The sequence below is a fragment of the Azospirillum thermophilum genome (assembly GCF_003130795.1).
Classification (GTDB): Bacteria; Pseudomonadota; Alphaproteobacteria; order Azospirillales; family Azospirillaceae; genus Azospirillum; species Azospirillum thermophilum.
In genome coordinates this window covers 644,348-652,500 of the sequence record NZ_CP029352.1, presented here as the reverse complement: position 1 = coordinate 652,500, position 8,153 = coordinate 644,348, and the positions used below count along the sequence as shown (strand labels likewise).

The window sequence follows — 8,153 nt, the reverse complement described above, 5'->3', positions numbered from 1 at the left end:
CGCGATCAGCGAGGTGAAGACGCCGTCGAGGATGCCTTCCGGCGCCTCGCTGCCGTCGGCCAGCTTCACCGCGTCGATGGTCATCAGGTGACCGACGTTGCGGACCAGCAGCAGGCTGCGGCCATGCAGGGTGACGGAGCCGGTCGGGGTGGTGTAGGTGCGGTCGCCGTTCATGCGGCGCACCACGCTCTTGCCGCCCTTGTCGAAGGTTGCCTCCAGCGTGCCCTTCATCAGGCCGAGCCAGTTGCGGTAGGCGACGACCTTGTCCTCGGCATCCACCGCGGCGACCGAATCCTCGCAATCCTGGATGGTGGACAGCGCCGCCTCGACCACCACGTCGGCCACGCCGGCCGGATCGTCCTTGCCGATCAGATGGCCACGGTCGATGCGGATCTCGATGTGGGTGCCGTTCTGGACCAGCAGCACGGCCGACGGCGCCGCGGCGTCGCCCTGCCAGCCGACGAAGCCGGCGGCATCCGCCAGCCCGACGGTGCGACCGTCCTGCAGCGCCACCGCCAGGGCACCGTCCGCCACGGCATAGCCCGTCGCGTCGGCGTGCGAGCCCCCGGCCAGCGGCACCGAGCTGTCGAGGAACTCGCGCACCCAGCGGATGACCTGGGCGCCGCGCGCCGGATCGTAGCCCGGAGCGGCCGCGGTGCCGGGAATGGCGTCGGTGCCGTAGAGCGCGTCATAGAGGCTGCCCCAGCGGGCGTTGGCGGCGTTCAGGGCATAGCGGGCGTTGGTGATGGGCACCACGAGCTGCGGACCGGCCAGCCGGGCGATCTCCTCGTCGACATTGGTCGTGCCGACGGTGAAGTCCTCCCCCTCCGGCACCAGATAGCCGATCTCGCGCAGGAAGGACTCGTAGGCGGCGGAATCGAAGAGCTGGCCGCGGCGGGCGCGGTGCCACTCGTCGATCCTCGCCTGCATCTCGTCGCGCTTGGCAAGCAGGGCGCGGTTGCGCGGGGCGAGGTCCTGCAGAATCCGGTCCAGCCCCGACCACAGGCGGTCCGGATCGACACCGGTGCCGGGCAGCGCTTCGCGCTCGATGAAGTCAAAGAGAGGCTGGGCGATTTCGATCCCGCCACGGCGGATCCAGGTGCTCATCGTCGTGCGTGTCCCTTTGGTTTGCAGGCCCCTCTGAGGGAGCTTTGGCACCGGTTATCGTCCGCGGGACGAAGCCGGTCAATACAATGTCGCACCGCACGCGGCCCTTCCGCGACAGTTTCTTGCGCCGCATCGCCCGGAAAGGAGAGGCCGCCCCCTTCGGCGGATCTGTCCGGCGCGGCGTCCGACGCGAGGACTACCGCCGACGGGCGGAGGCCTGCGCAGGCGGAACTCCATCGCCCGCGGCCGCGTTCTTGTGCAGCGCAGCATTGCCGGACTTGAAAGCCTGGGCATGGCGGCTGATGTTGGCAAGGACGGCCGGCCCCGTTCGGGGTGCCGGCTTGCGAGTACGGGGTGCAGACGGATGAGCACGAACAAACCGCCCAGGCGGCCGGCCATGCCCGAGGAGGGCTGGCTCGCCGGCACCATGGCCCAGGCCGAGCGCGCTCTGCGGGAGGCGGCGGCCGGCCACGTGCCGGCCGGGCTGCGGCGCCTGCTGTCCGGACTGACGGGCCGCCTCTCCGGCAGGACCGGCCAAAGACCGCCGGAGCCGCCGCAAGAGCCCGACATCATCATCGGAAAGAGCCGTTTCTTGACCGGACGCTATGCGAACGACGCCGGCAGCCGCCGGTACAGGCTGTACATCCCCTCCCGCCTGCCGCGGGGACGGGTTCCCCTGGTGGTCATGCTGCATGGCTGCAAGCAGTCGCCGGAGGATTTCGCCGCCGGCACGCGGATGAACGAACTGGCCGAGGAGCAGGGCTTCCTGGTCGCCTACCCCGCCCAGTCCCGGATGGCCAACGCCTACAAGTGCTGGAACTGGTTCCAACCCGACAGCCAGCGCCGCGGCGAGGGCGAGGCGGCGCTGATCGCCGGCATCACCCGGCAGATCATCCGCGAGCATCCGGTGGACCCGGCGCGGGTCTACATCGCCGGCCTGTCGGCCGGTGGCGCCGCGGCCTCGATCATGGCGGCAACCTATCCCGACCTCTACGCGGCGGCCGGCGTGCATTCGGGACTCGCCTGCGGTGCCGCGCAGGATGCCTCCTCCGCCTTCGAGGTGATGCGCAGCGGCAGCGGGCTCGACTGGCGCCGGCTGATGGAGGAGGAGGCCGCGGCGGTCGCGCGGCGGCGGGCGGTGCCGACCATCGTCTTCCACGGCGACCGGGACGAGACGGTGCACCCGAGCAACGGGGACGAGGTGATCGCCCGCTCCACCGCCCTGTCGGGGCCGCTGCGCGAGATCGTGGAAAGCGGGACCTCGCCCGGGGGCGAGGCCTACCGGCGGGTCGTCCATCTCGATCCGGACGGGGTGCCGCGGTTCGAGCAGTGGACCATCCTCGGCGGCGGCCACGCCTGGTCGGGCGGCAGTCCGGCCGGCAGCTACACCGATCCGGCGGGCCCCGATGCCTCGCGCGAGATGCTGCGCTTCTTCCTGCGGCACCGGCTACCGCGGGACGCGATGGCCGCCTGACGCAGGGCGGGATGCCGACAAGGAAAAAGCCCCTCCCCCGCTGCCGGGGAAGGGGCTCGTTCCTCTGCGATCCTTGTTCGGCCGATCCTGGCAGGATCCTGCGCGGGACCGGATCGGGGATCAGTGGCCGGCGCCGCCATTCTCGAAGGACGGGGCGCTGAGGCCGGAGGCCTTGAGCTGCTCGATCAGCGTGTCCTTCAGCCGCTCCAGCCCGTCCTGGCTGTAGGCCTCGGCGCGGGCGACCAGCACGTCCTGGGTGTTGGAGGCGCGCAGCAGCCACCAGCCGTCCGGAGTCGTCACGCGGACGCCGTCGATGTCGTTGACGTTGGCGCCCTCGGCCTTCAGACGCTCCTTGACCTCCTCCACGACCTTGAACTTGCGTTCCTCGTCGATCTGGAAGCGGGTCTCCGGGTGTTGACCATGTCGGGCAGACGGTCGCGCAGGTCGGCCAGCGTGGTGTTCAGCTTGCTGACCAGCCCGACGAGGCGGACGCCGCAATAGAGCGCGTCGTCGAAGCCGTACCACTTGTCGGCGAAGAAGATGTGGCCCGACATCTCGCCGGCCAGCGGCGAACCGGTCTCCGCCATCTTGGCCTTGAGCAGCGAGTGGCCGGTCTTCCACATCAGCGGCTGGCCGCCCGCCTTGGCGATCTCGTCGAACAGGGCCTGGCTGGCCTTCACGTCGGCGATGATCGTGGCGCCCGGATGGCTCTTCAGCACGTCGCCGGCATAGATGGCGACGAGCTGGTCGCCCCACACGACGCGGCCCTTGTGGTCGATGGCGCCGATGCGGTCGCCGTCGCCGTCGAAGCCGATGCCGATATCACAGCCGTGCTCCGCCACCGCCTTCTTCAGATCGACGAGATTCTTCTCGACCGTCGGATCGGGATGGTGGTTGGGGAAGGTGCCGTCGATCTGGTCGAACAGCAGGACATGCCTGCCCGGCAGCTTGGCGGTCAGACGGCGCAGGATCTCGCCCGTGGCGCCGTTGCCGGCGTCCCAGGCGATCTTCAGGTCGCGGGTGCCGTCATAGTCCTTCAGCAGGCGGGCGACATACTCGTCCTTGACGTCGATCTCCTCGGACGAGCCGGCGCCCGAGACCCAGTCGGCCTTGGCCGCCATGATGCCGAGGTCCAGGATCTGCTGGCCGTAGACCGGACCCTTGCCCAGCATCATCTTGATGCCGTTGTAGTCCGGCGGATTGTGCGAGCCGGTGATCATGATGCCGGCATCCGCCTCGCGGTCGCGCGTGGCGAAATACAGCATCGGAGTCGGCCCCAGGCCGATGCGCAGGACGTGCAGGCCGGTGGAGACCAGACCCTCGACCATGGCGGCTTCCAGCTCCGGCGAGGAGAGGCGGCCGTCATAGCCGACGCAGACGGTCCTGCCCCCCTTGCGCACGACGACGGTACCGAAGGACCGGCCGACCGCGCGGGCGTCCGCAGGCGTCAGCGTCTTGCCGACGATCCCGCGGATGTCGTACTCGCGCAGCACGGTGGGGTGGAAAGTATGGGCTTCGCTCATGTTGTTGTTCTCCGTCTGCACGCCAGATCGCGTTGACAGTCCTGATGGGGGCCGCGTCACACCGCTCCGCCGCCCGCCGGGGCGGGTCGCCCGATCGAGCTGTAGGAGAACCCGGCGCGGACCATGTCCTCCGGGTTATAGATGTTGCGCAGGTCGACCATGACCGGACGCTTCATTGACGCCTTAACCCGCTTCAGGTCAAGGGCGCGGAACTCGTTCCACTCCGTGAGGATGGCGACGCAGTCGGCGTCCTGCAACGTCCCATAGGCGTTCTCGGACCATTCCACGCCCGGAAGGAGCCTGGCCGCCTCGTGCATGCCGGCCGGATCGAAGGCGCGGACATGCGCGCCGGCCTTCTGCAACGCCGGGATGATGTCCAGCGACGGACTGTCGCGCATGTCGTCGGTGTTCGGCTTGAAGGTCACGCCCAGCACCGCGACGGTCCTGCCCTCCACGCTGCCGCCGCAGGCGGCGACGATGCGCTCGGCCATCGCCTTCTTGCGCTTGTCGTTGATGTCCACCACCGTCTCGATGATGCGCAGCGGGCTTCCGACCTGCTGGGCGGTGCGCACCAGCGCCAGCGTGTCCTTGGGGAAGCAGGATCCGCCGTAGCCCGGTCCGGGGTGCAGGAACTTCTTGCCGATACGCCCGTCGAGCCCGATGCCGCGCGCCACGTCGTGGACGTTCGCCCCCACCTTCTCGCACAGGTCGGCGATCTCGTTGATGAAGGTGATCTTGGCGGCCAGGAAGGTGTTGGCGGCGTACTTCGTCAACTCCGCCGTCTCCAGCGAGGTCAGGACGATCGGCGTCTCGATCAGGTAGAGCGGACGGTAGAGCCGCCGCATCACCTCCGCCGCGCGCTCGGAGCCGGCGCCGATCACCACCCGGTCGGGCCGCATGAAGTCGCCGATGGCCGAGCCTTCGCGCAGGAATTCGGGGTTGGAGGCGACGTCGAACTCGGCGTCCGGCCGGACGCGGCGGATGATCGACTCGACCTCGCGGCCGGTGCCGACCGGCACGGTCGACTTCGTCACCACGACCGTATAGTGGTCGAGGTTGGCGGCGATCTCCTCGGCGGCGGCATAGACGTAGGAGAGGTCGGCATGGCCGTCGCCGCGGCGGGTCGGGGTGCCCACCGCGATGAAGACGGCGTCGACTCCCTGCATCGCCTCCTTCAGGTCCAGCGTGAAGGACAGGCGGCCGGCGGCGACGTTGCGCGCCACCAGATCGTCCAGGCCCGGTTCGTAGATCGGGATCTCACCGCGCTTCAGGCGCTCGATCTTCTCCGCGTCCTTGTCGACGCAGCACACATGAACGCCGAACTCCGAGAAACAGGCGCCCGATACAAGCCCGACATAGCCCGTCCCAATCATCGCAATGCGCATCGCGTATCCTCGCAGGGTCGCTCAATCCGGTGTCCCGGCACGGACAGCCCGCCGCAGCCCCTCGCGATCCGGGCAACGGCGGGCCTGTGACTATCCCAACGCCGGTGTTCAGCAGTATTTGCGGAGCATGTCCCGCACCTTGTCGGCCATGTCCGGCCGCTTCAGCGCGTGGGCGAGCGTCGCCTCGATGAAGCCGACCTTGTCGCCGCAGTCGAAGCGGGTCCCCTCGAAGCGCAGACCGTGGAAGGGCTGGCTGCCGATCAGCTTGGCCATCGCGTCGGTCAACTGGATCTCGTTGCCGGCGCCGCGCTGCTGGCGCTCCAGATGGTCGAAGATCTCCGGCTGCAGGATATAGCGGCCGATGATCGACAGGGTGGAGGGCGCCTCCTCCGGCTTCGGCTTCTCGACGAGCCCGCGGACGGTGGCGAGGCGCCCGTCGTCCTTCTCGACGTCCAGGATGCCGTAACGGCTGGTGTGCTCGCGCGGGACGTCGACGACGGCGACGATGTTGCCGCCGACCTCCTCGTAGGCCTCGACCATCTGCTTCAGGCAGGGGGTCTCGGCCTGGACGAAATCGTCCGGCAGGACGATGGCGAAGGGATCGTTCCCGATCACGGCGCGGGCGCACCAGACGGCATGGCCGAGGCCGAGCGGAACCTGCTGGCGGGTATAGAAGCAGCGGCCGGGAGCGATCTCGCTGCCGCGGACCTCCTCCAGCGCGTCCATCTTGCCGCGCTCCTCCAGCGTACGGTTCAGTTCGGTATCGGCGTCGAAATGATCCTCGATGGCGCGCTTGGACCGGCCGGTGACGAAGACGAAGTCCTCGATCCCGGCGGCGCGGGCCTCCTCCACGGCGTGCTGCAAAAGCGGCCGGTCGACCAGTGGCAGCATCTCCTTCGGAATCGCCTTGGTTGCCGGCAGGAACCGGGTACCGAGACCGGCGACGGGGAACACCACCTTGCGCACGGGTTTTGGCATTGGGAGGTCTCTTGCAGTTAAGAAAAGATCGAATTTCATTATTGTTTACGGCCGCGCCATTACCGGCCGGCCGCTCGCGGGCTTTCTGCCACAGCCCCCCCGGCAGCGCAACACGCCCTTCCGGGGCCGGGCAAATGGCTAATGGCGCAGGAGCAAATCCTTCGCCTGGTTTATCTTCGCGGCCAGATAGGTCGATCCGCCATGGTCGGGGTGCACTTTCATCATCAACCGTTTGTGGGCTTCCTTGATCTGGTCGACCGAGGCATCCGGCGGAAGGCCCAGAATCTCGCAAGCCTCATCCCGCGACATCCTGCCACCCCCGCCCCCGTCCCGGTCGCCGCTCCGTTCGCCGCCCGGCCCTCCGGCCCCCTGCCCCTCCCCGGCCCCGCCGGCGGCCGACCGCCAGTCGGGACTGGTCCGGTCGAGCCAGGCTTCCAGCACCGCGACGGAAGGGGGATCCTCCCGCCGGCAGTCGGCAAGCAGGGTGAGAAGCTGGTCCAGCGCGAGCTGGTCGAGACGACGCCCCTTCCACGGACCGTGCACCACCTCTCCGGTCATGGCGCCACTGTCATGGTCAAGGCTCATCCTCAAGAACAGGGTCTCCACGCGGGATATTCCACCGGTTCCGGCATTTTTCCGCCCGACCCCGGTGGTGGAGAACAGCGTGCGCCAGCGGACGATCAGCGGAACGGCGGCGCCGGCCAGCACCAGCGCGCTGCTCAGCCGTCCGCTGTAGGCGAGGAAGCCCAGCACGATGGCGCCGGCGGCGATCCCGCCGTAGCGGGCGGCGCGGATCACCGCCCGCGGCTCGGCCGAGACGAAGGCCCGGGCCAGCAGGTAGAGACCGGCCAGCAGTGCCAGCCCCAGCAGCAGATACGCCATCGCCCCTTCGCCTCCCCGCTCCCGCCCCATCCGCTCCGGAGGATCAGCCGCCGCCGGGACCGCGGCCGAGCTGGCTGGTCAGCAGCCGCACCGTCTCGCCGCGCGTCCGTCCGAAATCCTCCAGCGCCGTCCGGCCGCCGGCGGCGAAGACGGCGACCGCCGCCAGCAGGTCGCGCAACTGACGGGCGGAGGACGCGTCGAACGGACAATAAGCACCTCCGGTCAGCCGCGCGATGGTCTGGAACGCATGACGCGCCACCGGGTCGCCGCGCTCGTGGAAGATGAAGGCCGGCACGCCGAGCAACCCGAGCTCGCCCGCCCTGTGGGCCAGCTCGTCGATCTCCTCTTCCATGGCGTCGCCGACGAAGACCAGGGCGTTCACCCGGTCCCTGCGCGTCTCGCCCAGCACATGGGCCAGCACGCGGCCGATCTGGGTGCGGCCGGCGACGCAGGACACCTTCCCCATCAGGCCGAGCAGCGAGTCGGCGTCCCCGACCCAGCGCCCCGCCCGGCATTCGCCGAAGCCCCGGTAATAGACGAGCTGGATGTCCAGCCCGCCGAGCGCCGCCGTCGCCTCGAACATCTCGCCCTGGATGCGGCAGGCCTGATCCCAGGTCGGCTGGCGGCTGGCGGTGGCATCCATGGCGAAGACCAGCCGGCCGCGCCGCCCCGTCGCCGGGCGCGGCACCGCCGCGACCTGCCGCAGGAACGCCTCGACCTCCTCCTGGGAGGAGCGTCGCGCCGGGAGCGTGCCGTCGTCGGCCATGACCGTCCTCCGAAAACCCATCCGTCTCCTGTGAACAT

At 69.4% G+C, this 8,153-nt stretch carries 6 protein-coding genes and 1 pseudogene (1 of these 7 cut by a window edge); 1 reads left to right on the top strand and 6 read right to left on the bottom strand.

Translation table 11 applies throughout. The features are described 5' to 3' along the window. Positions 1 to 1,107: the 5' portion of a malate synthase G gene (locus tag DEW08_RS02920; RefSeq protein WP_109324321.1), read on the bottom strand. 1,059 nt of this gene lie to the left of the window's left edge; 1,107 of the gene's 2,166 nt are visible here — the first part of the coding sequence; its start codon is at positions 1,105 to 1,107; the stop codon falls past the left edge of the window. Between the two features lie 364 nt (positions 1,108 to 1,471). On the opposite strand from DEW08_RS02920, the gene DEW08_RS02915 reads away from it, so the two are divergent. After that, on the top strand, positions 1,472 to 2,581 hold the full coding sequence (locus DEW08_RS02915; RefSeq protein ID WP_168220247.1) for an extracellular catalytic domain type 1 short-chain-length polyhydroxyalkanoate depolymerase: 1,110 nt from the start codon (positions 1,472 to 1,474) through the stop codon (positions 2,579 to 2,581). A gap of 120 nt (positions 2,582 to 2,701) precedes the next feature. Here the strand turns inward: DEW08_RS02915 and pgmG are convergent. The 5 genes and pseudogenes from pgmG to DEW08_RS02890 all read right to left on the bottom strand — a co-directional run bounded on the left by pgmG (position 2,702) and on the right by DEW08_RS02890 (position 8,115). Next, positions 2,702 to 4,104, bottom strand: a pseudogene (pgmG, locus tag DEW08_RS02910) (phosphoglucomutase/phosphomannomutase PgmG). A 56-nt stretch (positions 4,105 to 4,160) separates the two neighbouring features. Continuing rightward, positions 4,161 to 5,489, bottom strand: coding sequence for a UDP-glucose dehydrogenase family protein (locus DEW08_RS02905; RefSeq protein WP_109324314.1), 1,329 nt, complete (start codon positions 5,487 to 5,489; stop codon positions 4,161 to 4,163). A gap of 108 nt (positions 5,490 to 5,597) precedes the next feature. Then, complete coding sequence (gene galU / locus DEW08_RS02900) at positions 5,598 to 6,467, bottom strand: UTP--glucose-1-phosphate uridylyltransferase GalU (RefSeq protein WP_109324313.1); 870 nt, start codon at positions 6,465 to 6,467, stop codon at positions 5,598 to 5,600. 138 nt (positions 6,468 to 6,605) lie between these two features. Beyond that, positions 6,606 to 7,349, bottom strand: coding sequence for a DnaJ domain-containing protein (locus DEW08_RS02895; protein ID WP_109324312.1), 744 nt, complete (start codon positions 7,347 to 7,349; stop codon positions 6,606 to 6,608). Positions 7,350 to 7,392: 43 nt separating this feature from the next. Next, positions 7,393 to 8,115, bottom strand: coding sequence for a hypothetical protein (locus DEW08_RS02890; RefSeq protein WP_109324311.1), 723 nt, complete (start codon positions 8,113 to 8,115; stop codon positions 7,393 to 7,395). Positions 8,116 to 8,153: the final 38 nt, after the last annotated feature.

Excerpts from the sequence above, each read along its gene's own strand:
- DEW08_RS02915 (WP_168220247.1), top strand. The coding sequence starts at position 1,472 with ATGAGCACGAACAAACCGCCCAGGCGGCCGGCCATGCCCGAGGAGGGC.
- DEW08_RS02905 (WP_109324314.1), bottom strand. The coding sequence starts at position 5,489 with ATGCGCATTGCGATGATTGGGACGGGCTATGTCGGGCTTGTATCGGGC.
- galU (WP_109324313.1), bottom strand. The coding sequence starts at position 6,467 with ATGCCAAAACCCGTGCGCAAGGTGGTGTTCCCCGTCGCCGGTCTCGGT.
- DEW08_RS02895 (WP_109324312.1), bottom strand. The coding sequence starts at position 7,349 with ATGGCGTATCTGCTGCTGGGGCTGGCACTGCTGGCCGGTCTCTACCTG.
- DEW08_RS02890 (WP_109324311.1), bottom strand. The coding sequence starts at position 8,115 with ATGGCCGACGACGGCACGCTCCCGGCGCGACGCTCCTCCCAGGAGGAG.